The sequence below is a fragment of the Streptomyces sp. cf386 genome, assembly GCF_900103585.1.
In the GTDB taxonomy this organism is placed as follows: Bacteria; Actinomycetota; Actinomycetes; order Streptomycetales; family Streptomycetaceae; genus Streptomyces.
Genome location: NZ_FNHV01000010.1, coordinates 196,162 through 222,759 on the forward strand (window position 1 = coordinate 196,162; position 26,598 = coordinate 222,759).

Here is a 26,598-nt window from a genome sequence, read left to right on the forward strand (position 1 = left end):
GGGGAGCGGGCTGAGTGTCGAACGGGCTTTGGGCGGGGCGTCGAGCAGGTGGCGGGCAGGGCGCTGCACGGGCGGCGGGCTGAGCGTCGAACGCGCGGTGGCGCGGTCCGGGGCGGGTCCATCCCGTGGACGTACCGGCGCCGGAGTCGGTGGCCGGGCGATCATGAGGGCATGCCCGTAGTCGACATCCCCGGTTCCAAGTCCATCACCGCCCGCGCCCTCTTCCTCGCGGCGGCGGCCGACGGTGTCACCACCCTCGTACGGCCGCTCCGCTCCGACGACACGGAGGGCTTCGCCGAAGGGCTGACCCGGCTCGGCTACCGGGTCGGCCGGACCCCGGACACCTGGCAGGTCGACGGCCGCCCGCAGGGCCCCGCGGTCGACGAGGCGGACGTCTACTGCCGCGACGGCGCGACCACGGCCCGCTTCCTGCCGACGCTGGCCGCGGCCGGCCACGGCACGTTCCGCTTCGACGCCTCGCCCCAGATGCGCCGCCGCCCCCTGCTCCCGCTGACCCGCGCCTTGCGCGACCTCGGCGTGGACCTGCGGCACGAGCAGCAGGAGGGCCACCATCCGCTGACGGTCGCGGCGGCCGGAGTCGAGGGCGGGGAGGTGACGCTGGACGCGGGCCAGTCCTCGCAGTACCTGACGGCGCTGCTGCTGCTCGGGCCGCTGACCCGCACGGGCCTGCGGATCACGGTGACCGACCTGGTCTCGGTGCCGTACGTCGAGATCACGATCGCGATGATGCGGGCCTTCGGGGTGGAGGTACGGCGCGAGGGCGACGCCTTCGTCGTCCCGCCCGGCGGCTACCGCGCCACGACATACGCGGTCGAGCCCGACGCGTCGACCGCGAGCTACTTCTTCGCGGCGGCGGCCGTCACCGGCGGCGAGGTGACGGTCCCCGGCCTCGGCGAGGGCGCGCTCCAGGGCGACCTGGGCTTCGTCGACGTACTGCGCCGGATGGGCGCCGAGGTGTCGGTGGGCGCGGAGGCCACGACGGTCCGGGGAACCGGTGAACTGCGGGGCGTCACCGTCAACATGCGGGACATCTCCGACACCATGCCGACGCTCGCGGCGATCGCGCCGTTCGCCTCCGGGCCGGTGCGGATCGAGGACGTGGCGAACACGCGGGTGAAGGAGTGCGACCGGCTGGAGGCGTGCGCGGAGAATCTGCGACGGCTGGGGGCGGACGTGGCGACGGGGCCGGACTGGATCGAGATCCGGCCGGGTGTGGCTGTTGGGGACGGTGCGGAGATCAAGTCGTACGGGGATCACCGCATCGTGATGTCGTTCGCGGTGGCCGGGCTTCGGGTGCCGGGGGTCTCGTTCGACGACCCTGGGTGCGTGCGGAAGACGTTCCCCGGGTTTCATGAGGCGTTCGGACGGTTGCGGGCGGGTTTGCCGGGTTAGTCACTCACCTTGATGTGTACCAGGACGTCGCCTCGGCCGCCGACTCTGAGGTGCGTGGCGCCGAGCTGGGCGAGCCGCAGGGTCCGGCCGTCGGGGGTCCCTGGGGGGATGCGGATGGTCCTCTGGCCGTCCAGAGTCGGCAGAGGGGCCGTTCCGCCCGACTTCGCCGTGGCCGTCGGGACGGTCACGGTGCAGTGCAGGTCGTCGTCCATACGCTGGAAGACCTGGTGCGGGAGTTCCACGACCTCGACGTAAAGATCGCCTGCAGGGCCCCCGCCGGGCCCGACCTCACCCTCGCCGGCAAGCTGGATCCGCATGCCGTTCTTGACGCCGGCCGGGATCCTGACGGAGAGGGTGCGACGGCTGCGGACACGTCCGTCGCCCCTGCACTCACGGCAGTGGAGTCGCCATCCGCGCGTTGCCTCGCCGGAACCGCCGCACGTCGGACACACGACCGCCGTGTCGACCTCGAACTCCCTGACGGCGCCCAGCGCGGTCTCCTCCAGGTCGAGTTCGAGGCGGATCAGGGCATCCTGGCCCCGGCGTGTGCGCGACGTGGCATCGAGCTTCGCTCTCATCACCGCTTCCGCGGCAGTCATCGGGGTCTGGTTCGCGGTCCCCGGCCCGGCGGCGGGACCGTGCCGTGGATCGGGCCCCTCCTGGGGGAGAGTGCGCTGGAGGGGCGGCGTCTGGGGCCGGGGCGGGACAGGGGAGTTCTGCGGGGGCGGCGGCGCCATGCCGGTGCTTTCGGTGGCTGCGGCGCGCCGCTGCGCCCCCACCGCCCGCGCGATCGTGACCTGGTACTCCAATTCCGCCCACATCAGCGGCCGTTGCTTCGTCCCGGCGCGATGCAGGGACTCGTACACGTAGTCGTACAGCTCGGTGACGGTGATCCGGCCGTCCCGGTTGAGGTCGGCCGTGCCCGTGCGCAGCCCCTCGATCAGCGCGCCCGTGAACCGGGAGGGCTGCGGTTCCTGCGACGCGACGTGCTCACCCTCCCAGGCGTACTCGGCCCGGTTGGTCGCGGTGAGGACCGCGCGGCCGTGGCCGCCGAGTTCCTCGCGGACGTGGATCTGGTCGTCGCCCTTCGCACCGGGCAGAAAGGCACCGCTGTAGCAGCAGTCGAGGAGGACGACGACGGTGGCCCGGCAGCGTTCCATTCGGTCGCGAAGGAAGGCGGCGGGGACGGCCGTGGAGGCGGGCAGGGTGCGGTCGGTGTCGCGTGCTGCGAAGTACAGGTGGCCGTCGTGGAGGTCCTTGATGCCGTGGCAGGAGACGTGGACCAGGAGCAGGTCGTGGCGGCTGCGGTCGAGGAAGAAGCGCTCGATCGCCCGCATCACCTGGTGGGCCTGGGCGTCCTTCACCTGCTCGGTACGGAAGCCGCCGATGCTGGGGTCGGCGAGGACGGCGGCGAGGCCCGCGCAGTCCTGCTCGGGGGAGCGCAGGGTGCCGAGCGTGGTGTCGTCGTAGGTGCCGGTGGCGATGAGGAGGGCGTCCCTGCGGCCCGTGCCGAGGGGAAAGTCGGTCATGTGCGGTCTATTCCTGGGCGTCCGGGGCGACCTGTGGCTGCGAGCCGGCGGTCGACTCGTCGTCCGCGTCATTGGACCTCGCGTCCGCAGCTGACCGCACCGCCTCCGCATAAAGATCCAGCAGGTGCTGTTGCTGGTCCTTGGAAGCATGGCCGATTTCGAGGATGCGACCGTCGATGTCCACCGTCACCGTGCGGACGGGACGGTTCTGCATCCAGGTCTCGATCAGGCGCAGCGCGGGCCGCAGGATCACGGGCGCGAGGCTCACGGCGAGGGCGCCGACCGCGATGAGCTCACCCGGCTTGGCGCCCTCGGGCGCTGCCCCGTCGGAGCGGCCCAACCGTACGTCGTCGATGTCCAGTTCGAGAAGCCGCTGCCTCAACTGCGAAGTGAGCGCGTCGAGTTCAGCCTGGTCGACATCGGCATCACCGGACACAACCAGCCGCATACTCCTGACCGTTGCCATCCTGTCCCCCTGTTTCCTGTCCTTCCGCGGCTACCAGTGTGCCGGTCGGGTAGGGCTGCCATAACCGGTTGCGTGAAACCGGCACGCGGCGAACCTGGCGGTGGCGGCGGAGGAAGACCGGGGACCGTCCGCCTTCACCTGGGTGCCGACGGCGTGACGGGTGCCGCGAGCTGAACTGCACAACTGGCGGGAGCTACGAGCCTTGGCGCCTCTCGCCCAACTCTCTTGCTGACGCGGCCAGTTGGTCCCGTACCGTCGTCAGGACCGGATCCCCCTCCGCACCGGTCCGTACGGCCGCGAAGACATTGCGCGACGGAGGTGGTGTGCCCCCCGTCGCCAGCAGGGCGATACGGCGATGCGCGTACAGGGGCTGGACGAGCCGCGGGATCAGCGCCACGCCCTGCCCCGCCTCCACCAGCGCCGCCAGCGCGCCCCAGTCGTTCACCGCGTGCCGGATGTCCGGCGTGAACCCCGCCGCCGCGCACACCGACCGCGCCACCGCGCCGCAACAGCTGCGCGCGTCGCCCACGATCCAGGGCTCCGTGGCCAGCTCCCGCAGGGCGACGCGCTCGCGGTCGGCGAGGGGGTGGCCGGCCGGGACGGCGACCTCCAGGACGTCCGTGCACAGGTCGATCCGGTGGTAGCGCCGGTCCGCGTACGGCGGTGTCGCCGCGAAGTCCACCGCCACGGCGATGTCGACCTGGCCCGCGTCGAGCGCAGTGAACAGGTCCGGCGGCTCGGCCTCCAGGACATCGACGCGGAGATGCGGCATGCGCTCGCCCAAGGCCGTCAGCGCTCCCGGCAGCAGGCCCAGGATCGCGCTGGAGAAGCACCCGATCGTCACCGAGCCGCGCCCGCCCTCCCCGTACGCCGCCAGGTCGGCCCGCGCCCGCTCCAGTTGGGCCGCGATCAGGTCGGCGTGCGCGAGCAGGACCCGGGCCTGTCCGGTGAGGCGTACGCCTCGTCCGTCCCGCTCGGTCAGCGGTACGCCCGCCTCGCGGGCCAGCGCCGTGATCTGCTGTGAGACCGCCGACGGGGTCAGATGCAGCGCCTGGGCCGTGCGGGCCAGGCTGCCGCGGCGCTGGAGTTCGCGCAGCACGGTGAGGCGACGCAGATCGATGGTGAAGCTTTCACTTAACTGTTCCACCAGGAAAGATTAACTGGACCGGTAGGCCGACGATCGGAAACCATCGACGCCATGACCGCGTACCTCATCCTCCACGGCTGGCAGAACCACCGGCCCAAGGACCACTGGCAGCACTGGCTCGCCGACCGTCTCACCGAGCGGGGCCATCAGGTCGCCTATCCGCAGCTGCCCGACCCCGACGAGCCCGAACTGGAGGTCTGGCTGGGCGAGTTGGACCGGCATCTCGGTGGGCTGCACGACGCCGGGCCGGAGCTGGTCGTCGTCGCGCACAGTCTGTCCGCCGTGCTGTGGCTGCACGCCGTGGCGCGGGGGCTGCCGGGGCCGGCCGCCGTGGACCGGGTGCTGCTCGTCGCCCCGCCGTCCGGTGCCGTGCTCGCCCGCCACCCCGAGGTCGCCGAATTCGCCCCGCCGTCCCTGGAGTTCACGCTCCCCGGCCCGACCCGCCTGGTCGCCGGCGACGACGACCCGTACTGCGAGGAGGGAGCCGACACCGTTTACGGCGACCCGCTCGCCCTCCCGACCGATGTCCTCCCCGGCGCCGCTCACCTCGACCTGGATGCCGGGTACGGGCCGTGGCCGGCGGTACTGGACTGGTGCCTGGATCCGGCCGCACGGCTCACGGCACGTCAGGACTAGCCGCGTCCGCCCTATCCACCCCGTCCACCGCATCCGCCCCGCCCCGCAGTTCCGGTGTGCTCGTCCCGACGTAGGCCACCGCCAGTACACACAGCAGCCCACCGGTGACGAGGGCGGTCGCGCCGGACGACCAGCCGGCGATCAGGCCGCCGCGCACGTTGCCGAGGTGCGGGCCTCCCTGGCCGACGATCTGCTCGGCGGCCGTGACCCGGCCCAGCAGGGCGTCGGGAGTACGGGTCTGGACGATCGTGGTGCGCGACACCACCGCCATGCTGTCGGCGGCCCCCGCCACCACCAGCAGCCCGAGCCCGGCCCACGGGTCGGCCATCAGACCGAACAGCGCCAGCGCCACACCCCACGTCGCCGACCCGCACAGCATCACCAGGCCGGGGCGGCCCAGCCGGGTGACCGAACCCGACAGGGCCGTCGCCGTGACACCGCCCACCGCGAGGGCGGAGACGAACAGGCCGAGGGTGCGCGGGTTGCCGCCGAAGCGTTCGGCGTTGATCAGGGGGAAGAGGCTGACCGGCATGGCGAGGACGGTGGCGGCGAGGTCGGTGACCAGCGCGCCGCGCACCACCCGGTGGCCGGCCAGGAAGCGCAGTCCGTCCAGTACGCCGTGCAGCCCGGCCCGGGACGGCTCGCCCTCGGGCGGCAGCGCGGGCAGGCCGAAGGCGCCGTAGAAGGCGAGGCCGAAACTCAGGGCGTCCAGCAGGTAGCAGACGCCGATGCCGAACCAGCCGAGGAACAGCCCGCCCAGCGCCGGACCGAGCAGCATCATCGCCTGGCCGGTGACCTGGTTGAGGGCCAACCCCGCCGCCACCTGCTCCTTCGGCAGCAGCCGCGGCACGAACACGCCCGCCGCCGGGCCGCCGACCGCGCCGAAGCAGGAGCCGGCCGCCACGAGCGCGAGGATCCCGGCGACCGGCACACCTCCGGTGAAGCCCTGCGCTGCGAGCAGCAGCGCACACACCGCCTGTCCCACGGTGGCGACCAGATAGATCCGCCGCCGGTCCCCCCGGTCCACCCAGGCCCCGGCCAGCAGCCCCACCCCCACCATGGGCACCACCTGCGCCAGCCCGACCGCACCACTCCAGATCGCGCTGTGCGTCATCTCCCAGACCTGGTACATGACGGTCACCATGGTCATGAAGCCGCCGAGCACGGACACGGTCCGCCCGATCAGCAGCCGCCGGAAGACGGGGGAGCTGCGCAGCGGCCGTACGTCGATCAGCGCACGGGCGAGGGTCATGAGGGCATGGCGGGGGCTGGGGTGGGGGTGGGCATGAGGGGGGACGCTATACGGCGGTCCGCGCGCGGGCCAGCGAATTATGCTCCGCAGATCTGAGGAAGGTCAGCCGAGGAAGGTCACCTGTGTCCACCGAAGCGCCGGCGGGAACGCTGCACCATCTCGAGATCTGGGTGCCGGACCTGGAACGGGCCGTCGCACCGTGGCAGTGGCTCCTGCACGAGCTGGGCTACACGCCCTTCCAGAGCTGGGAGAACGGGCGCAGCTGGCGCCTCGGCCCCACCTACCTCGTCTTCGAGCAGTCGCCGGCGCTCACCGCGGCCCGCCACGACCGGTGCGCCCCCGGTCTGAACCACCTCGCCTTCCATGTCCGGGACCGGCAGACCGTCGACACCCTCGCGGAACGGGCGGTGGGCAACGGCTGGACGCTGATGTTTCCCGAGCGGCATCCGCATGCGGGCGGGGAGCAGCACTACGCGGCCTACCTGGAGAACAGCGACGGCTTCGAGGTGGAACTCGTGGCTCTCCCCTGACGGCGGAGGGTGCCCGACTTCTGCGGTCTCCGGCCGTCGGCGTGGGGGGCTAGGCCGACTCGTTCAGCAGGCGCGACAGATGGTCCCGCCCCGCGTCGAGCAGCCCTTCGAGCGGGGCGGCGTGCTTGTACCACCGCTTCTCGTACTCCCAGCACAGCCAGCCGTCCCAGCCGTGACGGGAGAGGATCTCCACGCACTCGACGAGGGGCAGTACTCCGGTGCCGAGCGCGATCGGGGTCGTGTCGTCGGCGGAGGCGATGTCCTTGACCTGGACGTAGCCGAGGTACGGGGAGAGGGCCGCGTAACTCTCCGAGGGCTGCTCGCCGCCCAGCCAGGTGTGCATGACGTCCCACAGCGAACCGACATGGCGGTGGCCGACCAGGCCGAGGACGCGGATCGAGTCGGCGGCGGTGCGGTGCGAGTCGTGGGTCTCCAGCAGGATCCGTACGCCCATGTCGGCGGCGTACTCCGCGGCCGTACCCAGCCGCCGCGCGGCGATGGCGTCCGCCGACTGCCGGCTCTGCTCGGGGTCGGCGCCGGGGAAGACGCGGACGAAGGGGGCGCCGAGGTCGTGGGCGAGGTCGACGAGCCTGCGCATCTCCTCGATCACGGGCCCGTCGTCACCGGGCGCGGCGACCCGGACGTACCCCGCCAGGCCCAGCAGCTCGACGCCGGCGGCCTTGAACTCGGCCGCCACCTCGGCCCGTTCAGCGGGCCCGAGGCCCAGGTGGACCGGTTCCTCCGGGTGCGTGCGCAGCTCCACGCCGTGATACCCGTGCGCCGTCGCGAGGCGCAGCACGTCGGGGATGGGGAGACCCGGGACGCCGAGGGTGGAGAACGCCAGTTTCATGCCACCCACCTTGCCAGGGAAACCGGGGGACGCCCATCCGGCGGGGGTGCGTCTGTGCGGCGGTCCCAGGCAGGGATACGGCTGAGCAGGCCCGCGGCGCCCCGCCCCGGACCCTGCCCCGGACCCCGCCCCTCACTCCGTCGTGCCGTGCAGGTCCAGGCGCCAGTCCTGGCCGTTCAGGTCCGTGCCGAAGGAGCGGTGGGGTTTCTCGGCGGTGAGGACGAAGCCGTGGCGCTGGTAGAGGCGGCGGGCGGCGGCCAGGACGTCGTTGGTCCACAGGACCAGGTCGCGGTAGCCGACCCCGCGTGCGAAGTCGACCACCGCGGTGACCAGCCGGTCGCCGATGCCGAGGCCGCGGGCGTCGGGCTCGACCAGCAGCAGGCGCAGCCGGGCCGTGGCGGGGGCCTCGTCCCGGACGCACATCACGCAGCCCACCGGGCGGCCGTCCAGCTCGGCGATCCACACCCGCTCCAGGTGCGGATCGTGGTCCTCGGCGAAGTCGGCGACGATCCTCGCCACCAGCCCCTCGTAGTCGGCGTTGAACCCGTACTCGGCGGCGTACAGCGCGGCGTTTCGCTGCACGATCCAGCCGAGGTCGCCGGGGCCGGGCTCGCGCAGCAGGACGTCCTCGCGGCGGGGTGGGCGGCGGTGGGACAGGATGGTGCGTACGGTCGTCATCGCCTCGGCGAGGCGCGGCCGTTCGGCCGTCGGCACGGTCGACAGCAGCGAGCCGACCGATTCGTTCGCCCGCTCCTCCAGCAGCTTGCCGGTCTCCCGGCCGCGCGCGGTGAGCGTGACGCGCCGGCGCCTCGGATCCTGCCGGGAGGCCGTGCGCTCGATGAGCCCGTCCTGCTCGAACTTGTTCAGGATCCGGCTCAGGTACCCCGCGTCCAGCGAGAGCTCGGCCCGCAGGTCGGCCGCGTCCGTACGCGGGGAGTGCGCGAGTTCGTACAGGACGCGGGACTCGGTGAGGGTGTACGGGGCGTAGAGGTGGCGGCTGTAGTCGAGGGCGCCGATGACGTTCGTGTAGAAGCGGTTGAAGGCGCGGATGTCATGGACGGTCATGGTCGTCGATCCCCGGATGCTTGACTCAGATGTTTGACTCAGTCAGAGATGTCGCCATGTCGAGCCTAGGACGCCCGCGCCTGCACGGCTACCCCTCGGTGGCGGGCCGGTAGACGCACACCTGGGCGCCCGTCTTGGCGGTGGTCGTGGAGACCAGCTCGAACGGCCGCTTCCCGCCATCCGCCGGGAAGACCGACTTCCCGCCACCGAGCAGCACCGGCATCACGATGAGCTGGAGCTCGTCGACCAGGCCCTCCTGGATGAGGGTCCGTACGAGGGTGGGGCTGCCCATCATCGCGAGGTCGCCGCCCGGCGTCTCCCGCAGCTCCCGCACCCGGGCGACGGCCTCGGCACCGGGGATGAGGCTGGTGTTCTCCCAGGTCAGATCGGCATCGGTGAGGGTGCTGGAGACGACGTACTTCTTGATCGAGTTCATCCGGTCGGCGAAGGGGTCCCCGGCCCGCTCCGGCCACGCCCCGGCCATGGTCTGCCAGGTACGCCGCCCGAAGAGCAGCGCCTCGGCGTTCCGCATCCCCGCGTCGAAGGCGCCGCCGAGCACCTCCTCGTCGAAGTACGGGTGCGACCAGCCACCGTGCGCGAAGCCGCCGGCGGTGTCCTCCTGGGGGCCACCGGGCGCCTGCACGACGCCGTCGAGGCTGATGAACTCGGTGATGACGATGCGCATGGGAGGCGCTCCTGTTTCTCGGTGAGGTGAACCGGGTGAGGACGGAGGGGAGACCGGGGCGGGGCCCGGAACTCATCGGTGGGGGAGTCCTATGCGCGGAACGAGGGATTCGGTAGGGGGCAGCTTCCTGCCAGTCCATCAGTCAGCGCACCCGTCACCCACCGAAAACCCCGGTGAACGAAGATCACGCACCTGGCAGAGTGCCCTGATGGCCCTCACCGACCCCAAAACAGACCTCCGCCGTTGCCTCCAGGACGCCCGGGACGCTCTCCTCTGGAAGCTCGACGGCCTCTCCGAGTACGACATCCGCCGCCCCATGACCCCCACCGGCACCAACCTGCTCGGCCTCGTCAAGCACCTGACGGGCGCGGAGGCGCTCTACCTGGGGGAAACCTTCGGCCGCCCCTGCGACGCGCCCCCGCTGTGGATCACCGGCGACGCCTCCGAGCCGAACGCGGACCTGTGGGCGACCGCGGACGAAACACGTGAGCAGATCGTCGAGCAGTACCGCCGGGTGTGCGCACACTCGGACGCGACGATCGAGGCCCTGCCCCTGGACGCGGTCGGCCGTCTCCCCGGGGACGAGCGCATCGACCTCACCCTCCACCGCACCTTGGTCCACATGATCGGCGAGACCCATCGCCACGCGGGCCACGCGGACATCGTGCGCGAACTGGTCGACGGGGCCACCGGACTGCGCACCGGGGACGGCAACATGGCGCCGGGCGACGCGGATTGGTGGGCGAAACACCGGGAGCGGGTGGAACGAGCGGCTCGCGCGGCTGCGGGAATCGAGCGGGACGCCTAGAGAGAGCACGCCAACATCCTGCTGTGGTGCGAAGTTTTTCCGCGGATCAGCAGACCGGAATCAACTGATCGCCAGTCAGCCGACAACAACCCCACCGACTTGGACACGGTCTTGCCGTCCTTGACGCGCAGCAGGCGCCGTCGGCGATGTGCACGGCGGAGAGCGCGGTGACGGTTGATGCACGCTTGTTCACAGGAAACTCCTTGAGTTGGAATCTCTCATCAAACCGAGCCGGACATGGAACTGCCCCGCACGGACGAAAACGCCGATGCGGGACAGATCGCACATAGTCACCGGATGACGTGCTCCACGAACCGGGCCGCAGTCTCCGCGAGCACCTCGCGCCCGTCCCGGGCCCACAGCCCGTCGTTGAACAGCTCGACCTCGATGGCGCCGGTGTACCCCGCCGCCTCCACGTACCCCTTCCACTCCCGCATGTCGATCGCACCGTCCCCGATCTGACCGCGCCCGGTGAGCACGCCCTCGGGCAAGGGGGTCGTCCAGTCGGCGAGCTGGAAGGTGTGGATACGGCCACCGGCCCCCGCCCGGGCGATCTGCTCGGGCGCCGTGTCGTCCCACCAGATGTGGTACGTGTCCACCGTGACGCCGACCTGCTGGGCCGGGAAGCGTTCCGCGAGGTCCAGGGCCTGGGCCAGGGTCGACACCACGCACCGGTCGGAGGCGTACATCGGGTGCAGCGGCTCGATGGCCAGCTTCACTCCGCGCTCCTCGGCGTACGGGCCCAGCTCGCCCAGCGCGTCGGCGATCCGCTCCCGCGCGCCGTGCAGGTCCCGGGAGCCGGCGGGCAGGCCGCCGGACACCAGCACCAGTACGTCCGTGCCCAGCGCCGCCGCCTCGTCGACGGCCCGGCGGTTGTCGTCCAGTGCCTTCGCCCGCTCGTCCGGATCGATCGCGGTGAAGAAGCCGCCGCGGCAGAGCGTGGTGACCGTCAGGCCCGCGTCGCGGACCAGCTTGGCCGTCGCCTCCAGGCCGTACGACTGGACGGGTTCGCGCCACAGGCCGACGTTGCCGATGCCCAACCGGCCGCACTCCTCGGCCAGTTCCGGCATCGACAGCTGCTTGACGGTCATCTGGTTGATGGAGAAACGGGCGAGATCCGTGGTGCTCGTGGTGCTCACTGGGCCACTCCGTACAGCGACAGCAGGTTCTTCATCCGCTCCTCGGCCAGCTTCGGGTCCGGGAACAGGCCCAGTCCGTCGGCGAGTTCGTAGGCGCGGGCGAAGTGCGGGAGGGAGCGGGCCGACTGGAGGCCGCCGACCATGGTGAAGTGCGACTGGTGGCCGGCCAGCCAGGCCAGGAAGACCACGCCCGTCTTGTAGAAACGGGTGGGCGTCTGGAAGAGGTGCCGGGACAGCTCGACCGTCGGGTCCAGCAGCTCCCGGAAGCCGGGCACGTTCCCCGTGTCCAGCACCCGGACCGCCTCCGCCGCCAGCGGCCCCAGCGGGTCGAAGATGCCGAGCAGGGCGTGGCTGAAACCCTTCTCGTCGCCGGCGATCAGCTCGGGGTAGTTGAAGTCGTCGCCCGTGTAGCAGCGCACGCCCTGCGGGAGGCGGCGGCGGATGTCGATCTCCCGCTGGGCCTCCAGCAGCGACACCTTGATGCCGTCCACCTTGTCCGGGTGGGCGGCGATGACCTCCAGGAAGGTGTCCGTGGCCGCGTCCAGGTCGGACGAGCCCCAGTACCCCTCCAGCGCCGGGTCGAACATCGGGCCCAGCCAGTGCAGGACCACCGGCTCGGTGGCCTGGCGCAGGAGGTGGCCGTAGACCTCCAGATAGTCCTCGGGACCGGAAGCGGCGGCAGCGAGGGCGCGGGAGGCCATCAGGATCGCCCGCGCGCCGGACTCCTCGACGAGCGCGAGCTGCTCCTCGTACGCCGCCCGGACCTCGTCCAGGGACGCCGGGCCGGTGAGCTGGTCGGTGCCGACACCGCAGGCGATCAGCCCGCCGACCGACTTGGCCTCGGCGGCGCTCCGCCGGATCAGCTCGGCCGCGCCCGCCCAGTCCAGGCCCATCCCGCGCTGGGCGGTGTCCATCGCCTCGGCGACGCCGAGCCCGTGGGACCACAGGTGGCGGCGGAAGGCGAGGGTGGCGTCCCAGTCGACGGCGGCGGGCGAGTCGGGCGACACGTCGGCGTAGGGGTCGGCGACGACGTGCGCCGCCGAGAAGACCGTACGGGAGCTGAAGGGCGCGCCCGGAGTGACGGCGAGGGGTTCCGGGCGGGGGTCGTACGCCCTCAACCCTCCCTCGAAGTCGGGGAGTTGGATGGTCACAGCGCGATCTCCGGTACGTCGAGACGGCGGCCCTCGGCCGAGGACTTCAGGCCCAGCTCGGCGAGCTGGACGCCGCGGGCGCCGGCGAGGAGGTCCCAGTGGTAGGGGGCGTCGGCGTAGACGTGCTTGAGGAACAGCTCCCACTGGGCCTTGAAGCCGTTGTCGAAGTCGGCGTTGTCCGGGACCTCCTGCCACTGGTCGCGGAAGGAGTAGGTGGCCGGGATGTCCGGGTTCCAGACCGGCTTGGGGGTGAGGGAACGGTGCTGGACGCGGCAGTTGCGCAGACCGGCGACCGCCGAACCCTCGGTCCCGTCGACCTGGAACTCCACGAGCTCGTCGCGGTTGACGCGCACGGCCCAGCTGGAGTTGATCTGGGCGATGGCACCGCCGTCGAGCTCGAAGATGCCGTAGGCGGCGTCGTCGGCGGTGGCGTCGTAGGGCTTGTCGTTCTCGTCCCAGCGCTGCGGGATGTGGGTGGTGGCGATGGCCTGGACGGACTTCACGCGGCCGAACAGCTCGTGCAGGACGTACTCCCAGTGCGGGAACATGTCGACGACGATGCCGCCGCCGTCCTCGGCTCGGTAGTTCCAGGACGGGCGCTGCGCGGTCTGCCAGTCGCCCTCGAAGACCCAGTAGCCGAACTCGCCGCGGATGGAGAGGATCCGGCCGAAGAAGCCGCCGTCGATGAGCCGCTTCAGCTTCAGCAGGCCCGGCAGGAAGAGCTTGTCCTGCACGACGCCGTGCTTGATTCCGGCCTCGTTGGCCAGGCGCGCGAGCTCCAGGGCGCCCTCCAGACCGGTGGCCGTCGGCTTCTCGGTGTAGATGTGCTTGCCGGCGGCGATCGCCTTCTTGATCGCCTCCTCGCGGGCGGAGGTGACCTGCGCGTCGAAGTAGATCTCGACGGTGGGGTCGGCGAGGACCGCGTCGACGTCGGTCGAGATGTTCTCCGGGTCCAGGCCGTGCTGCTCGGCGAGCGCCTTCAGCGCGTGCTCGCGGCGGCCGACCAGGATCGGCTCGGGCCACAGCACGGTGCCGTCGCCGAGGTCGAGTCCGCCCTGCTCGCGGAGGGCCAGGATGGAGCGGACCAGGTGCTGGCGGTAGCCCATGCGCCCCGTCACACCGTTCATGGCGATACGCACCGTCTTGCGTGTCACGTCGTTCCCTTCGTACGCGGGGTCTGCGCCGCGTACGCCCTGTCTTTCAACTGGCGAGCGTCACAGCAAGCGCTTTCTATGTCATTAGAAGCTAGCCTCTGAGCAGCGGTCTGGACAAGACCGTGACCAGCCTGAGTTGTTCGAGGGGACGAACAACGGGGGTTGTTGGCCGTATGGTCTGCTCGGCACACACGGAACCGTGGACGTGGGCGGCCTGTCTACGTGGGCGTAAGCCTGCCTGTGAGGAGGCGGGCGTAAGCCTGTCTGTGAGTACGTGGGCGCAAGCCTGTCCGTGAGCACGTAACGAGGTGTACGACGAGATGCACGACCGGAGGACGACGAGATGACGGTGACCCTGGCGGACGTGGCGGCCCGCGCCCAGGTCTCCCCCGCGACGGTGTCGCGCGTGCTGAACGGGAACTACCCCGTGGCCGCCACCACCCGGGAGCGGGTGCTGCGGGCGGTGGACGAGCTGGACTACGTCCTGAACGGGCCGGCGAGCGCACTCGCCGCTGCCACGTCCGACCTGGTCGGCATCCTGGTCAACGACATCGCCGACCCCTTCTTCGGGATCATGGCAAGCGCCATCCAGTCGGAGATCGGCGGGCCGGGCGGCCGGGCGGGCGGTGAGCGGCTGGCGGTGGTCTGCAACACGGGCGGCTCGCCGGAGCGCGAGCTGACCTATCTCACCCTGCTGCAGCGGCAGCGGGCCGCGGCGGTCGTGCTGACCGGCGGCGCCGTGGAGGACGCACCGCACGCGGCGGCGGTGGCCGCGAAGCTGCGGAAGCTGGCGGACGCCGGGACGCGCGTGGTGCTGTGCGGGCGACCGCCGGCGCCGGACACCGGCGCGATCGCCCTGACCTTCGACAACCGCGGGGGCGGGCGGGAGCTGACCGAGCACCTGATCGGGCTCGGGCATCGGCGGCTCGGCTACATCGCGGGCCCCGAGGAGCGGACGACGACCCGGCACCGGCTGGAGGGCCATCGGGCGGCGCTGGAAGCGCACGGGATCTCGGAGGACCCCCGATGGACGGTGTACGGCCGCTATGACCGCCAGTCCGGCTACGAGGCCACGCTGGAGCTGCTGCGCCGGGACCCGTCCCTGACGGCCGTGGTCGCGGCGAACGACTCCGTCGCGCTCGGCGCGTGCGCTGCGCTGCGCGACTCCGGGCTGCGGATTCCGGACGACGTGTCGGTGGCCGGCTTCGACGACCTGCCCTTCAGCATCGACGCGGTGCCTTCTCTGACGACGGTGAGGTTGCCGTTGGCGGAGGCGGGGGCGCGGGCCGGGCGGATCGCGATGGGGCGGGAGGATGCGCCGCCCGGGGGGATCGCGACGATTCGGGGGGAGTTGATGGTTCGGGGGTCTTCTGGGGGGCCTCGGGCGTAGGGGTTGTTCGGTTGTGGGGGTGGCGTCCGCCGCGGGGGTGGACGCCGCCCGGTGGGGCTGACTCTGACCGCCGCCGCTGTAGCTGGTCCAGTTCCTCACATGCCCTCTCGGTGACGTCCCGCCCGCTTCGTGAGCACCGCCAACTCCACCGGAATCACCATCCCCACGACCCGGGACACCGCCTCCGGCGCCAGCCCCGTGTGCCGGGCCACCGCGTCCGCCACCGAGTCGGCCTCCTCGGCCAGCACACCGGCCATCAGGCCACCCGTCGCGAAGCCCCCCAGTGTGGCCACGCCCGTGAGCGGGGCCTCGTGTGGTGTCGCGACCGCCTCGGCCTCGCCGGACAGTGCCGCCACCGTCGTACCGACCATCTGCCGGGCGCCCGCCTCGTCGGTGCCCAGCAGCCCCGCGATGTCCCCGATCCGGTCGTCGCCGAGCTCTTCGAGTACGGCGTCCTGGAGGGACGTGAGGGGGTTTTCGTCTACCTCTGACATGTCTGAAACGCTACGTCTGCGGGGGTTTCTCGGCACGCTGAGCGGCCGAGCGCGCCCGTCGGGGGACCTGGAAAAAAATCTGCGGAGGCCGTACAACCCTCCGCCCACCTCGCCGGTCGTACTTGGCATCAGGACTTCTGGAGGGGGATCCGGGGGGATCGCGGGGTCCTGACTGGAGGGGAAAACCCGAGGGGCTCGGTCGACGGACCGGGCCCCTCGAAGCTTTCCTGCAGCCGGGGTCCTCACCTGCGGCCAGGACCTCAGAAGAAGACGCCGCAGCGCAACAGCACATTCGCGTACGGCCGCGCCTCCCCGGTCCGTACGATCAGCCGCGCCCCGGCCGACAGCTCCTTCAGCCGCTCGTGCGTGACCAGCTCCAGCTCGGGAAACTCCCCGTCCAGCAGCGCCGCCGCCGCGGGGTTGGCATCCCGTGTCTCCTTCGCCGCCGTCGCGCCCTCCACCACGAGCTCGGCCAGCAGGCCGTCCAGCACCACGGCGAACGACGGCACCCCGGCCCGGAAGGCCAGGTCCACGACCCGGGGGCCGTCGGGTATCGGCATGCCCACGTCGCACACGAGCACGCCGTCGCCGTGGCCCAGCTCGGCGAGGGCGCCGGAGAGGTGACGGTTCAGGATTCCGGCCTTCTTCACGAGGCCTCGACCTCCGCCGCCGTGGGGAAGGACTCCTGCGCGCCCTCCTTCGTGACCGCGGCCGCCCCGACCCGGGCCGCGTACGCCGCCGCCTCGGCCAGGGACGAGCCCGTCCCCAGCTTCCAGGCCAGGGCGGCCGTGAACGCATCGCCCGCGCCCGTCGTGTCCACGGCGTCCACCTTCACGGACGGAACCCGTGTCACGCCCTCCGCCGAGGCGACCAGCGCGCCCTCCGCGCCCAGGGTCACCACCACCGAGCGGGGCCCCTTGGCGAGCAGGATCCGCGCCCACTCCTCCGGCGTCTCGCCCACCGTGGAGTCGCCGAGGATCACCTTCGCCTCGTGCTCGTTCACGATCAGCGGGTCGCAGGCCGCCAGCACCTCGCTCGGCAGCGGGCGCGGCGGGGAGGGGTTGAGGACGAAGCGGCTGTCGTCGGCCAGGTTCCGTACGACCTCCACGACCGTCTCCAGCGGGATCTCCAGCTGGGCCGACACCACGCGCGACGCCTGGAAGAGGCTCGCGGCGGCCTGGACGTCGGCCGGGGCGAGCCGTCCGTTCGCCCCCGGCGACACCACGATGCTGTTGTCCCCGGACGGGTCCACCGTGATCAGCGCGACGCCGGTCGGCGCACCGCCGACCAGAACGCCCACCGTGTCGACACCGGCCGCCCGCTGCGAGTCGAGCAGCAGTCGGCCGTGCGCGTCGTCGCCGACCCGGGCCAGCAGCGCCGTACGGGCCCCGAGCCGGGCGGCAGCGACCGCCTGGTTCGCGCCCTTGCCGCCCGGGTGGACGGCCAGGTCGGAGCCGAGCACGGTCTCGCCCGCTCCAGGCCTGCGCTCTACACCGATCACCAGGTCGGCGTTGGCCGACCCTACGACCAGGAGGTCGTAGTCATACATGAGCTTGCTCCCCTGATTGGTCCCCGTTGTGACGCCCGGTCCACGCAATGACGTACGGCGGGCGGATCCCCAGTGGACCCGCCCGCCCGCCGGTCTGTCAGTCTGTCTACGGCCTCAGCCCGCGAAGCCGGCCACGTTCTCCTTCGTGACCACCTTCACCGGCACCATCACCGACTTCTCGACCTCGTCGCCCTTGGCGGCCTTCACCGCGTTCTGCACGGCGATCCTGCCGAGCTCCGTCGGCTGCTGAGCCACGGACGCGAACAGCGTGCCCGCCTTGACGGCCGTCAGACCGTCCGCGGTTCCGTCGAAGCCGATGACCTGGACGGACGTGCCGGCCTTGGAGCCGAGTGCCTTGATCGCGCCGAGCGCCATCTCGTCGTTCTCCGCGAAGACGCCGGTGATGTCCGGGTTGGCCTGCAGCAGGTTGGTCATGACGTCCAGGCCCTTGGTGCGGTCCCAGTCGGCGGGCTGCTTGGCGACGACCTTGATGCCCGGGTAGGCCTTCAGTCCCTCGGCGAAGCCGGCGCCGCGCTCGCGGCTGGCGGAGGTGCCGGCCTGGCCCTGGAGGATCACGATCGTGCCCTTGCCGCCCAGCTTGTCGGCGAGCGCCTTGGCGGCGAGCTTGCCGCCGGTGACGTTGTCGGAGGCGACGAGTGCGGCGGTGGTGGCGTTGTTGACCGCCCGGTCGACGGCGACCAGCGGGATGTCCGACTTGTTCACGCCCTTCGCCGCCGGGGTCACCGCGTCGGAGTCCACCGGGTTGACGATGATCGTGCCGAGGCCCTCGCTGGTGAAGTTCTGCAGCTGGTTGGCCTGCTGAGAGGCGTCGTTCTGCGCGTCCGTGACCGTCAGGTCGACGCCCAGCTTCTTCGCCTCCTCCTGCGCCCCGGCGCGGATCGACACGAAGAACGGGTTGTTGAGGGTCGACAGGGACAGGCCGATCTTCTGGCTCTTCGCCTCCGAGGAGCCGCTGTGCAGGAGGGACGTCGCCCCGACGATCGCCGCCGCGACCACGGCCGCGAGGAGATACGTCGCCGCCTGCTTGCCCTTGCCGCCCTGGGAGGTGCCCGCGGCCACCGGGGTCGCCCCGGCCTTGCGCCGCACGGTGTCCAGCAGGACCGCGAGCGCGATCACGACGCCGATGACGACCTGCTGCCAGAAGGCGGACACGGACAGCAGGTTGAGCCCGTTGCGCAGCACCGCCAGGATCAGCGCGCCGATCAGCGTGCCGGACGCCTTGCCCGTACCACCGGCCAGCGAGGCGCCGCCGATGACGACCGCCGCGATGGCGTCGAGCTCGTAGCCCTGTGCGGCCTGCGGCTGCGCGGAGGAGAGACGGGCGGCGAGCACGATGCCCGCGGCGGCGGCGAACAGGCCGGAGAACGCGTAGATGGCGAGCTTCTGCTTCTTCACGCGGAGACCGGAGAGGCGGGCCGCCTCCTCGTTGCCGCCGATCGCGTACATCGAGCGGCCGATGTACGTCCGGCCGAGGACGAACGCCGTGATCAGGCCCATGGCGATCATCACGAGCACCGGCACCGGCAGCCAGCCGCCGAGCGTGTCGCCGAGATGCGAGACCGAGTCGGGGAAGGCGATGGGGGAGCCCTGCGAGATCACCAGGGACAGACCGCGGGCCACCGACAGCATGGCCAGCGTCGCGATGAACGGCGGGAGTTTGCCGTACGACACCAGGAAGCCGTTGACCAGGCCGCACGCTATGCCGGTGGCGATCGCGAGCAGTACGGCGAGGAAGACCGGGACGCCCTCCGACGTGGCGCTCCACGCGAGGACGGTGGCCGACAGGGCGGCGACCGAGCCGACCGACAGGTCGATGCCCGCCGAGACGATCACGAAGGTCACGCCGAAGGCGAGGATGGCGGTGACGGCCGCCTGGACGCCGACGTTGAGGAGGTTGTCCGCGGTCATGAAGTCGCCGGACAGCGCCGACATCGCGATGACCAGGGCGATCAGTGCGGTGAGCGCGCCGTTGTCGAGCAGGAGGCGGCGCAGCCCCGAGGCGCCACTCGCGCCCGTCGTGCTCTTGAGCGTGTCAGTGGCCACGGGGGGCCTCCTTCTCAGTGGTGGGGGTGCTGACGGCGAGGGCCATCACGGCGTCCTGGGTGGCCTCGTCGGCCGCGAGTTCGCCCGCGATCCGGCCCTGGGCCATCACCAGGACCCGGTCGCTCATGCCGAGGACCTCGGGCAGATCGCTGGAGATCATGAGGACGGCGGCACCGGCTGCCGTCAGTTCGTTGATGAGCTGGTAGATCTCGACCTTGGCGCCGACGTCGATCCCGCGCGTGGGCTCGTCGAGGATCAGCACCTTGGTGTCGGCGAGCAGCCACTTGCCGATGACGACCTTCTGCTGGTTGCCGCCGGACAGGGTGCGGACGTGCTGTCCGAGGCCCGCCATCCGCACGCCGAGCTGCTTCGCGATCCGCGCGGCGGCCTCGCGCTGGCCCTTGAGGTCGACGAGCCCCGCGCGCGTGGCCGAACGCAGCGTCACCAGGCCGAGGTTCTCCTCGACGGACGCGTCCAGCACCAGGCCCTGGCCCTTGCGGTCCTCGGGGATCAGCCCGATGCCGGCGGTCATGGCGGCGCCCACGTCATGACCCTTCAGGGCGGCCCCGGAGACCTTCACGGCTCCCTTGTCGTACGGATCGGCCCCGAAGAGCGCCCGCACGACCTCGGTACGGCCGGCGCCCACGAGCCCGGCGATCCCGACGACCTCACCGGCGTGCACCTGGAAGCTGACGTCATGGAAGACCCCGTCGCGGGTGAGCCCCTCGACGGAGAGCAACGCGGCTCCCGCCTCGGCCCGTTCACGCGGGTACTGCTGCTCGATCGAGCGCCCCACCATGAGCCGTACCAGCTCGTCCTCGGGCGTATGGGCGGGGACCTGCCCGACCGACTTGCCGTCGCGGATGACGGTGACGCGATCACCGAGGGCGGCGATCTCCTCCAGGTGGTGGGTGATGAAGACGATCCCGACGCCGTCCTCGCGCAGCTTGCGCACGATGGCGAAGAGCTTCTCCACCTCCTCGGAGGTGAGCACGGCGGTCGGCTCGTCCATGATCAGCACGCGCGCGTTCAGGCTCAGCGCCTTGGCGATCTCGACCATCTGCAGGCGCGCGATGCCGAGTTCACGCACACGCGCGCGTGGCGACACGTTCACGCCGACCCGCTTCAGTAGGACCTCGGCGTCGGCCTCCATCCGCCCCCGGTCGATCATCCCGAAACGGCGCGGCTGGCGCCCCAGGAAGATGTTCTCGGCGACCGTGAGGTCGGGAACGAGGTTGAACTCCTGGTAGATGGTGGCGATCCCGAGGCGCTCGGAGTCCTGGGCACCGTGGATGCGCGTCTCCTCACCGCCGACCAGGATCCGCCCGGCGTCGGGCGTGTAGGCACCGGAGAGCATCTTGATGAGGGTGCTCTTGCCCGCGCCGTTCTCACCGAGCAGCACATGCACCTCGCCCCGGCGCAGATCGAAGTCGACGCTGTCCAGCGCGACCACGCCCGGGAAGGTCTTCCTTATGCCCTCGATGCGCAGCAACTCGTCCGCGTTGCTCACGACTGGCTCCTGTTCGTTACGGGGTTCTCGGCGGGGTTCTCACCGCAGGAGCGGCGTACGACGAGACGGGCGGGGAGGGTGACGGACTCGCCGGGCCGTCCCTCGATGCGGTCGACCAGGGCCCGTACGGCGGCCCGGCCCAGGTCGCCCGTCGGCTGGGCGATGGCGGTGATCGGCGGATCGGTGTGCACGAACCACGGGATGTCGTCGAACGCGGCGAGTGCGATGTCGTCCGGTACGCGCAGCCCACGCGCGCGTACGGCGTCCAGCGCGCCGAGCGCCATCAGGTTGTCGGCCGCGAACACGACCTCGGGCGGCTCGGGCAGGTCGAGGAAGCCCTCGGTGACCCGCCGCCCGCTCTCGGCCTGGAAGTCGCCCTGCCCTATGTAGGCGTCGGGGAGTTCGAGGCCGTACGCGGCGAGCGCCTCCCGGAAGGCCTCCACGCGCTCGCGTCCGGTCGTGGTCGCCGCCGGCCCCGCGATGATCGCGAGCCGCCGGTGCCCGAGCCCATGCAGATGCGCCACGAGATCCCGTACGGCGGCCCGTCCGTCCGAGCGCACCACCGGCACGTCCACGCCCGGGATCCACCGGTCCACGAAGACCATCGGCGTCCCCGAGCGCGCGGCGCCCAGCATCAGCGGCGAGCCGCCGTCGGTGGGGGAGACGAGCAGACCGTCGATACGGCGGTCCAGCAGGTTCCGTACATGGTGGTCCTGGAGGTCGGGCCGCTCGTCGGCGTTGCCGATGATGACGCTGTAGCCGAGCGCGCGGGCCTCCTCCTCGACGGAGCGGGCCAGTTCGGTGAAGTAGGGGTTCATCACGTCGCTGATGACCAGGCCGAGGGTGTGGGTCTGGTCGGTGCGCAGGGAGCGGGCGACGACGTTCGGGCGGTAGCCCAGGGTCTCGACGGCGGCGAGCACGCGCGTGCGTGCCTCGGCGCTGACCGACGGATGGTCGTTCAGGACACGCGAGACCGTGGCGACGGAAACCCCCGCCTCGGCAGCGACATCCTTGATGCTCGCCATCGCCGCTCCACCTCCTTGTGGATCGTTCGTGGAGTCGATGCGGATCGTTCGCGGCTCGGTCGAGGACCGTTCCTGGAATCGATTACATCGACGTCTACGGAGGATTGGAATCGATTACACGAGGGTTAATCAAGCCCTCAACCACATCCCGAAACCGGATCGTGATGTCGCGGGGCGCACCGGGGCGGTCCAGCCTGGAAGGGCAGGAGGTCGTTTCCGCAGGCCCTTGCGGGCTGGAGTGGAGAAGTCATGACGGCAGCGACTCGCGACGACGTGCCCGTCGCCCTCGCCGGCGACGGCGTGGAGGTGCGCACCAAGCCCATGGGTGGCGGCATGTCCGTCGGCTACATCAGCCTGCCGGAGGGCACGGACATGGGCCCCGCCTTCAAGGGCCTCGACGGCGACGCCTGCCAGTGCCCGCACTGGGGCTTCCTGCTGAAGGGCCGGCTACGGATGCTGACGGCCGAGGGTGAGGAGTACTACGAGGCGGGTCAGGCGTACTACTGGGCGCCCGGTCATGTCCCCGTGGCCTTGGAGGACTGCGCACTCGTGGAGTTCTCGCCGACCGAGGACTTCCAGAAGGTGATCGACCACGTGACGTCACCGACGGGGTGAGGCCGACGGCCGCTGTGTGCACAGGCCGCCCGCGTTGTCGGACCCGGCCGGTACCGTCGGATCATGTCCAATCAGGCGGGGAGTGCCACGGGCGAACGGCGGCTCGCCGTGCTCGAAGGCGTGCTGGAGCGGATCACGTATGCCAACGAGGAGAACGGCTACACGGTCGCCCGAGTCGACACCGGCAGGGGCGGCGGCGACCTCCTCACGGTCGTCGGCGCGCTGCTCGGCGCCCAGGTCGGTGAGTCGCTGCGGATGGAGGGGCGTTGGGGCTCCCACCCGCAGTACGGCAAGCAGTTCACCGTCGAGAACTACACGACCGTGCTGCCGGCCACCGTCCAGGGCATTCGCCGCTATCTCGGCTCCGGCCTGGTCAAGGGCATCGGCCCGGTCTTCGCCGACCGCATCACGCAGCACTTCGGCATGGACACCCTGAAGATCATCGAGGAGGAGCCCAAGCGCCTCATCGAGGTGCCCGGGCTCGGCCCCAAGCGCACCAAGAAGATCGCCGACGCCTGGGAGGAGCAGAAGGCGATCAAGGAGGTCATGCTCTTCCTTCAGACGGTCGAGGTGTCCACGTCCATCGCCGTCCGCATCTACAAGAAGTACGGCGACGCCTCGATCTCCGTCGTCAAGAACCAGCCCTACCGGCTGGCCGCCGACGTCTGGGGCATCGGGTTCCTCACCGCCGACAAGATCGCCCAGTCCGTCGGCATCCCGCACGACAGCCCGGAGCGCGTCAAGGCGGGCCTGCAGTACGCGCTGTCGCAGGCCACCGACCAGGGCAACTGCTACCTCCCCGAGGAGCGGCTGATCGCGGACGCGGTGAAGCTCCTCCAGGTCGACACCGGCCTCGTCATCGAGTGCCTCGCGGAGCTGGCCCAGGTCCCGGAGGACGGCGGCGACCCGGGTGTCGTACGGGAGAAGGTCCCCGGTCCCGACGGCGCCTCGGACGAGCCCGTCACCGCCGTCTACCTCGTCCCCTTCCACCGGGCCGAACTCTCCCTCTCCGCCCAGCTGTTGCGCCTGCTGCGCACGGATGAGGACCGGATGCCGGGCTTCCGTGACGTGGCCTGGGACAAGGCGCTGGGCTGGCTGAAGGGGCGTACGGGCGCGGAGCTCGCTCCGGAGCAGGAAGCCGCCGTGAAGCTGGCGCTCACGGAGAGGGTCGCCGTCCTCACCGGCGGCCCGGGCTGCGGCAAGTCCTTCACGGTGCGCTCGATCGTGGAGCTGGCCCGCGCCAGGAAGGCCAGGGTCGTGCTCGCCGCCCCCACCGGCCGCGCCGCCAAGCGCCTCGCCGAGCTCACCGGCGCCGAGGCCTCCACCGTCCACCGCCTCCTGGAGCTCAAGCCCGGGGGCGACGCGGCCTACGACAAGGACCGCCCGCTCCAGGCCGACCTGGTGGTGGTCGACGAGGCGTCCATGCTGGACCTGCTGCTGGCCAACAAGCTGGCCAAGGCCGTACCGCCGGGCGCCCATCTGCTGTTCGTCGGGGACGTCGACCAACTGCCCAGCGTCGGCGCGGGGGAGGTCCTGCGGGACCTGCTCGCCGACGGCAGCCCCATCCCGGCCGTGCGCCTCACGCGCGTGTTCCGCCAGGCCCAGCAGTCGGGCGTGGTGACCAACGCCCACCGGATCAACGCCGGGCAGCACCCCGTCACCGACGGCATGAAGGACTTCTTCCTCTTCGTCGAGGACGACACGGAGGAGGCCGGACGGCTCACGGTGGACGTGGTGGCCCGTCGGATTCCGGCCAAATTCGGCCTCGATCCGCGCCGGGACGTCCAGGTGCTGGCCCCCATGCACCGCGGACCGGCCGGCGCGGGCACGCTGAACGGCCTGCTCCAGCAGGCCATCACGCCCGGGCGGCCCGATCTGGCGGAAAAGCGGTTCGGCGGCCGGGTCTTCCGTGTCGGCGACAAGGTCACCCAGATTCGCAACAATTACGAGAAGGGGGAGAACGGTGTCTTCAACGGCACCGTGGGCGTGGTCACCTCGCTCGACCCGGTCGACCAGCGCCTCACGGTGCTGACGGACGAGGACGAGGAGGTGCCGTACGAATTCGATGAACTGGACGAGCTTGCGCATGCGTACGCGGTGACCATTCACCGCTCGCAGGGAAGTGAATATCCCGCCGTGGTGATCCCCGTCACGACGGGAGCATGGATGATGCTCCAGCGGAACCTGCTCTACACCGCGGTGACCCGCGCCAAGCGGCTGGTCGTCCTCGTGGGATCACGCAAGGCGATCGGACAGGCGGTGCGCACGGTGTCGGCGGGACGGCGCTGCACGGCGCTCGACTTCCGGCTCGCGGGCTCCTGACCCTGCCTTCGGCCCGCCGTGGGACCCCCTCCTGACCTGGCGATTCGTGAGGCATCGAAAAAAATGATCGATCAAACGAGTCGTGAAGGTCACAGAGCACTTCCAGATGGGGAAAACAGGGGGCAGGATGGCAGGTTGGCGGCACTCAGTGCCGCCAATAGGCCCAATGGTCGACCCCGAGTGCACTCTCCTGAGCCGAATGGGGGAGGGTAGAGACAGTCAGGGCAACCTCGAAGATGAGGCACAACGTCGGTGAGGGAAGACGTGAGCGACAACTCTGTAGTACTGCGGTACGGCGACGGCGAGTACACCTACCCGGTGATTGACAGCACCGTCGGCGACAAGGGCTTTGACATCGGCAAGCTCCGCGCCCAGACCGGTCTGGTGACGCTGGACAGCGGCTACGGCAACACCGCCGCCTATAAATCCGCCGTCACCTACCTCGACGGCGAGGCGGGCATCCTCCGCTACCGCGGCTACCCGATCGAGCAGCTGGCCGAGCGCTCCACCTTCCTGGAGGTGGCCTACCTGCTGATCAACGGTGAGCTGCCCACCGTCGACGAGCTCTCGACCTTCCAGAACGACATCACGCAGCACACCCTGCTGCACGAGGACGTCAAGAACTTCTACAAGGGCTTCCCGCGCGACGCCCACCCGATGGCCATGCTGTCGTCGGTCGTCTCCGCGCTGTCCACGTTCTACCAGGACAGCCACAACCCGTTCGACGAGAAGCAGCGCAACCTCTCGACGATCCGGCTGCTCGCCAAGCTTCCGACGATCGCGGCGTACGCGTACAAGAAGTCGATCGGCCACCCGTTCGTCTACCCGCGCAACGACCTCGGTTACGTCGAGAACTTCCTGCGCATGACCTTCTCGGTTCCGGCGCAGGAGTACGAGCTCGACCCGGTCGTCGTCGCCGCCCTCGACAAGCTGCTGATCCTGCACGCGGACCACGAGCAGAACTGTTCGACCTCGACGGTCCGCCTGGTCGGCTCGTCGCAGGCCAACATGTTCGCCTCGATCTCGGCCGGCATCTCGGCGCTGTGGGGCCCGCTGCACGGCGGTGCCAACCAGTCCGTCCTGGAGATGCTGGAGGGCATCCAGGAGAGCGGTGGTGACGTCGACTCCTTCATCCGCAAGGTGAAGAACAAGGAGGACGGCGTCCGCCTGATGGGCTTCGGCCACCGGGTCTACAAGAACTTCGACCCGCGCGCCAAGATCATCAAGGCCGCCGCGCACGACGTCCTCTCGGCCCTCGGCAAGTCCGACGAGCTGCTGGACATCGCGCTGAAGCTGGAGGAGCACGCGCTCTCCGACGACTACTTCGTCTCGCGCAGCCTCTACCCGAACGTCGACTTCTACACCGGCCTGATCTACCGGGCCATGGGCTTCCCGACCGAGATGTTCACGGTCCTGTTCGCCCTCGGCCGTCTCCCGGGCTGGATCGCCCAGTGGCACGAGATGATCAAGGAGCCGGGGTCCCGCATCGGCCGCCCGCGCCAGATCTACACGGGCGTCGTCGAGCGCGACTTCGTTCCCGTCGAGGCGCGCTGAGCCTCGCTGCTGGAGCCTCGTACCTGACTTCGGTCGGGTGCGGGGCTCTTGTGCGTATGCGGCGCCCGGATGTGCACGGATAGAAGAAGGCGCCCTGGCGGCGGTCCCCCCACGGGCCGACGTCCAGGGCGCCTTCCCATGTCCCGGTGCGGATTCCCCCCACGGGATCCGGCCGGGCGTCTGAGAGAGCAGCGCCTGAATCGCTGTCTTTCTGTGTTGCCGTTTGAGCAGAACGAGCAAAACTCGTCGT

Annotated in this window: 23 protein-coding genes and 1 pseudogene; 8 read left to right on the top strand and 16 right to left on the bottom strand. The window is 70.8% G+C overall.

The window, feature by feature from the left end; genetic code table 11:
* Positions 1-171: 171 nt before the first annotated feature.
* Positions 172-1,413, top strand: a complete 1,242-nt coding sequence (aroA, locus tag BLU79_RS25960; protein WP_093908305.1) for a 3-phosphoshikimate 1-carboxyvinyltransferase — start codon at positions 172-174, stop codon at positions 1,411-1,413.
* Positions 1,414-1,418: 5 nt separating this feature from the next.
* Here aroA and BLU79_RS49225 read toward each other — a convergent pair.
* From BLU79_RS49225 to BLU79_RS25975, 3 genes and pseudogenes are all read right to left on the bottom strand, one after another.
* Positions 1,419-1,967 (bottom strand): annotated as a pseudogene (locus BLU79_RS49225) (DnaJ C-terminal domain-containing protein); the annotation flags it as partial.
* A 982-nt stretch (positions 1,968-2,949) separates the two neighbouring features.
* A complete protein-coding gene (locus tag BLU79_RS25970; protein WP_177001177.1) occupies positions 2,950-3,390 on the bottom strand; it encodes a hypothetical protein in 441 nt (146 codons plus the stop codon).
* A gap of 211 nt (positions 3,391-3,601) precedes the next feature.
* The gene (locus tag BLU79_RS25975; protein WP_093908307.1) at positions 3,602-4,555 is read right to left on the bottom strand and encodes a LysR family transcriptional regulator; all 954 of its coding nucleotides are present in this window, start codon (positions 4,553-4,555) and stop codon (positions 3,602-3,604) included.
* A 51-nt stretch (positions 4,556-4,606) separates the two neighbouring features.
* On the opposite strand from BLU79_RS25975, the gene BLU79_RS25980 reads away from it, so the two are divergent.
* The gene (locus BLU79_RS25980; RefSeq protein WP_093908308.1) at positions 4,607-5,191 is read left to right on the top strand and encodes an RBBP9/YdeN family alpha/beta hydrolase; all 585 of its coding nucleotides are present in this window, start codon (positions 4,607-4,609) and stop codon (positions 5,189-5,191) included.
* On the opposite strand, the gene BLU79_RS25985 is transcribed toward BLU79_RS25980, so the two are convergent.
* Positions 5,172-6,443 (bottom strand): MFS transporter, encoded by a 1,272-nt coding sequence (locus BLU79_RS25985; protein WP_093908309.1) that lies wholly within the window; start codon positions 6,441-6,443, stop codon positions 5,172-5,174. The genes BLU79_RS25980 and BLU79_RS25985 overlap by 20 nt on opposite strands.
* Positions 6,444-6,565: 122 nt before the next feature.
* On the opposite strand from BLU79_RS25985, the gene BLU79_RS25990 reads away from it, so the two are divergent.
* Complete coding sequence (locus BLU79_RS25990; protein WP_093908310.1) at positions 6,566-6,973, top strand: VOC family protein; 408 nt, start codon at positions 6,566-6,568, stop codon at positions 6,971-6,973.
* Between the two features lie 49 nt (positions 6,974-7,022).
* On the opposite strand, the gene BLU79_RS25995 is transcribed toward BLU79_RS25990, so the two are convergent.
* The 3 genes from BLU79_RS25995 to BLU79_RS26005 form a co-directional block, all read right to left on the bottom strand.
* Entirely contained in the window at positions 7,023-7,823 is an 801-nt protein-coding gene (locus BLU79_RS25995; protein ID WP_093908311.1) for a sugar phosphate isomerase/epimerase family protein, read from the bottom strand.
* 132 nt (positions 7,824-7,955) lie between these two features.
* Positions 7,956-8,888: a bifunctional helix-turn-helix transcriptional regulator/GNAT family N-acetyltransferase gene (locus BLU79_RS26000; protein ID WP_093908312.1), complete on the bottom strand. Its 933-nt coding sequence runs from the start codon at positions 8,886-8,888 to the stop codon at positions 7,956-7,958.
* Between the two features lie 88 nt (positions 8,889-8,976).
* Positions 8,977-9,573: a dihydrofolate reductase family protein gene (locus BLU79_RS26005; RefSeq protein ID WP_093908313.1), complete on the bottom strand. Its 597-nt coding sequence runs from the start codon at positions 9,571-9,573 to the stop codon at positions 8,977-8,979.
* Positions 9,574-9,781: 208 nt separating this feature from the next.
* Here BLU79_RS26005 and BLU79_RS26010 point away from each other — a divergent pair, with 208 nt between their 5' ends.
* The gene (locus BLU79_RS26010; protein ID WP_093908314.1) at positions 9,782-10,381 is read left to right on the top strand and encodes a DinB family protein; all 600 of its coding nucleotides are present in this window, start codon (positions 9,782-9,784) and stop codon (positions 10,379-10,381) included.
* 290 nt (positions 10,382-10,671) lie between these two features.
* On the opposite strand, the gene BLU79_RS26015 is transcribed toward BLU79_RS26010, so the two are convergent.
* Genes BLU79_RS26015 through BLU79_RS26025 form a run of 3 tightly spaced genes read right to left on the bottom strand, consistent with a single transcriptional unit; the run spans position 10,672 to position 13,825 of the window.
* Positions 10,672-11,472, bottom strand: coding sequence for a sugar phosphate isomerase/epimerase family protein (locus BLU79_RS26015; RefSeq protein ID WP_093908478.1), 801 nt, complete (start codon positions 11,470-11,472; stop codon positions 10,672-10,674).
* 44 nt (positions 11,473-11,516) lie between these two features.
* Complete coding sequence (locus BLU79_RS26020) at positions 11,517-12,671, bottom strand: dihydrodipicolinate synthase family protein (RefSeq protein ID WP_093908315.1); 1,155 nt, start codon at positions 12,669-12,671, stop codon at positions 11,517-11,519.
* Positions 12,668-13,825, bottom strand: coding sequence for a Gfo/Idh/MocA family protein (locus BLU79_RS26025; protein WP_093908316.1), 1,158 nt, complete (start codon positions 13,823-13,825; stop codon positions 12,668-12,670). The genes BLU79_RS26020 and BLU79_RS26025 overlap by 4 nt, the downstream gene beginning before the upstream one ends.
* Before the next feature lie 343 nt (positions 13,826-14,168).
* Here BLU79_RS26025 and BLU79_RS26030 point away from each other — a divergent pair, with 343 nt between their 5' ends.
* The gene (locus BLU79_RS26030; protein ID WP_093908317.1) at positions 14,169-15,215 is read left to right on the top strand and encodes a LacI family DNA-binding transcriptional regulator; all 1,047 of its coding nucleotides are present in this window, start codon (positions 14,169-14,171) and stop codon (positions 15,213-15,215) included.
* 95 nt (positions 15,216-15,310) lie between these two features.
* Here BLU79_RS26030 and BLU79_RS26035 read toward each other — a convergent pair whose 3' ends face one another.
* From BLU79_RS26035 to BLU79_RS26060, 6 genes are all read right to left on the bottom strand, one after another.
* Entirely contained in the window at positions 15,311-15,709 is a 399-nt protein-coding gene (locus BLU79_RS26035; protein WP_093908318.1) for a DUF937 domain-containing protein, read from the bottom strand.
* 260 nt (positions 15,710-15,969) lie between these two features.
* A complete protein-coding gene (gene rbsD / locus BLU79_RS26040) occupies positions 15,970-16,359 on the bottom strand; it encodes a D-ribose pyranase (protein WP_093908319.1) in 390 nt (129 codons plus the stop codon).
* Positions 16,356-17,258 (bottom strand): ribokinase, encoded by a 903-nt coding sequence (locus tag BLU79_RS26045; protein ID WP_093908320.1) that lies wholly within the window; start codon positions 17,256-17,258, stop codon positions 16,356-16,358. The genes rbsD and BLU79_RS26045 overlap by 4 nt, the downstream gene beginning before the upstream one ends.
* A 114-nt stretch (positions 17,259-17,372) precedes the next feature.
* On the bottom strand, positions 17,373-19,322 hold the full coding sequence (locus BLU79_RS26050) for an ABC transporter permease/substrate-binding protein (protein WP_093908321.1): 1,950 nt from the start codon (positions 19,320-19,322) through the stop codon (positions 17,373-17,375).
* Entirely contained in the window at positions 19,312-20,832 is a 1,521-nt protein-coding gene (locus BLU79_RS26055) for a sugar ABC transporter ATP-binding protein (protein ID WP_093908322.1), read from the bottom strand. The genes BLU79_RS26050 and BLU79_RS26055 overlap by 11 nt, the downstream gene beginning before the upstream one ends.
* Complete coding sequence (locus BLU79_RS26060; protein ID WP_093908323.1) at positions 20,829-21,857, bottom strand: LacI family DNA-binding transcriptional regulator; 1,029 nt, start codon at positions 21,855-21,857, stop codon at positions 20,829-20,831. Before BLU79_RS26060 ends, BLU79_RS26055 begins: the two co-directional genes overlap by 4 nt.
* Before the next feature lie 249 nt (positions 21,858-22,106).
* Here BLU79_RS26060 and BLU79_RS26065 point away from each other — a divergent pair, with 249 nt between their 5' ends.
* From BLU79_RS26065 to BLU79_RS26075, 3 genes are all read left to right on the top strand, one after another.
* Positions 22,107-22,472: a cupin domain-containing protein gene (locus BLU79_RS26065; protein WP_093908324.1), complete on the top strand. Its 366-nt coding sequence runs from the start codon at positions 22,107-22,109 to the stop codon at positions 22,470-22,472.
* Between the two features lie 63 nt (positions 22,473-22,535).
* Complete coding sequence (locus BLU79_RS26070; protein WP_093908325.1) at positions 22,536-24,794, top strand: SF1B family DNA helicase RecD2; 2,259 nt, start codon at positions 22,536-22,538, stop codon at positions 24,792-24,794.
* Positions 24,795-25,058: 264 nt separating this feature from the next.
* On the top strand, positions 25,059-26,348 hold the full coding sequence (locus tag BLU79_RS26075) for a citrate synthase (protein ID WP_093908326.1): 1,290 nt from the start codon (positions 25,059-25,061) through the stop codon (positions 26,346-26,348).
* Positions 26,349-26,598: the final 250 nt, after the last annotated feature.

Bases quoted from the DNA above. Each gene is read 5' to 3' on its own strand.
- BLU79_RS26030 (WP_093908317.1), top strand. From the start codon at position 14,169: ATGACGGTGACCCTGGCGGACGTGGCGGCCCGCGCCCAGGTCTCCCCC.
- BLU79_RS26070 (WP_093908325.1), top strand. From the start codon at position 22,536: ATGTCCAATCAGGCGGGGAGTGCCACGGGCGAACGGCGGCTCGCCGTG.
- BLU79_RS26065 (WP_093908324.1), top strand. From the start codon at position 22,107: ATGACGGCAGCGACTCGCGACGACGTGCCCGTCGCCCTCGCCGGCGAC.
- aroA (WP_093908305.1), top strand. From the start codon at position 172: ATGCCCGTAGTCGACATCCCCGGTTCCAAGTCCATCACCGCCCGCGCC.
- BLU79_RS26000 (WP_093908312.1), bottom strand. From the start codon at position 8,888: ATGACCGTCCATGACATCCGCGCCTTCAACCGCTTCTACACGAACGTC.
- BLU79_RS25970 (WP_177001177.1), bottom strand. From the start codon at position 3,390: ATGCGGCTGGTTGTGTCCGGTGATGCCGATGTCGACCAGGCTGAACTC.
- BLU79_RS26010 (WP_093908314.1), top strand. From the start codon at position 9,782: ATGGCCCTCACCGACCCCAAAACAGACCTCCGCCGTTGCCTCCAGGAC.
- BLU79_RS25985 (WP_093908309.1), bottom strand. From the start codon at position 6,443: ATGACCCTCGCCCGTGCGCTGATCGACGTACGGCCGCTGCGCAGCTCC.
- BLU79_RS26060 (WP_093908323.1), bottom strand. From the start codon at position 21,857: ATGGCGAGCATCAAGGATGTCGCTGCCGAGGCGGGGGTTTCCGTCGCC.
- BLU79_RS26035 (WP_093908318.1), bottom strand. From the start codon at position 15,709: ATGTCAGAGGTAGACGAAAACCCCCTCACGTCCCTCCAGGACGCCGTA.
- BLU79_RS25995 (WP_093908311.1), bottom strand. From the start codon at position 7,823: ATGAAACTGGCGTTCTCCACCCTCGGCGTCCCGGGTCTCCCCATCCCC.
- BLU79_RS25980 (WP_093908308.1), top strand. From the start codon at position 4,607: ATGACCGCGTACCTCATCCTCCACGGCTGGCAGAACCACCGGCCCAAG.
- BLU79_RS26005 (WP_093908313.1), bottom strand. From the start codon at position 9,573: ATGCGCATCGTCATCACCGAGTTCATCAGCCTCGACGGCGTCGTGCAG.
- BLU79_RS26015 (WP_093908478.1), bottom strand. From the start codon at position 11,472: ATGACCGTCAAGCAGCTGTCGATGCCGGAACTGGCCGAGGAGTGCGGC.
- BLU79_RS26045 (WP_093908320.1), bottom strand. From the start codon at position 17,258: ATGTATGACTACGACCTCCTGGTCGTAGGGTCGGCCAACGCCGACCTG.